Here is a 447-nt window from a genome sequence, read left to right as displayed (position 1 = left end):
CCTCCAAGTAGACATCGTTTACAGCGTGGACTACCAGGGTATCTAATCCTGTTTGCTCCCCACGCTTTCGCATCTGAGTGTCAGTATCTGTCCAGGGGGCCGCCTTCGCCACCGGTATTCCTTCAGATCTCTACGCATTTCACCGCTACACCTCGAAATTCTACCCCCTCTACAGTACTCTAGTCTGCCAGTTTCAAATGCAGTTCCGAGGTTGAGCCCCGGGCTTTCACATCTGACTTAACAAACCACCTGCATGCGCTTTACGCCCAGTAATTCCGATTAACGCTCGCACCCTCCGTATTACCGCGGCTGCTGGCACGGAGTTAGCCGGTGCTTCTTCTGTCGCTAACGTCAAATGATAGTGCTATTAACACTACCACCTTCCTCACGACTGAAAGTGCTTTACAACCCGAAGGCCTTCTTCACACACGCGGCATGGCTGCATCA

1 rRNA gene is annotated in these 447 nt (G+C 52.3%); it reads right to left on the bottom strand.

Features of this window, described 5'->3' with window-relative positions:
- Positions 1-447: ribosomal RNA gene (locus CIK04_RS31340) — 16S ribosomal RNA — on the bottom strand; the annotation flags it as partial.

The organism is Vibrio sp. 03_296, from assembly GCF_002265885.1.
The sequence above is the reverse complement of the archived record's forward strand: the minus strand, read 5'-3'. Positions and strand labels throughout refer to the sequence as shown.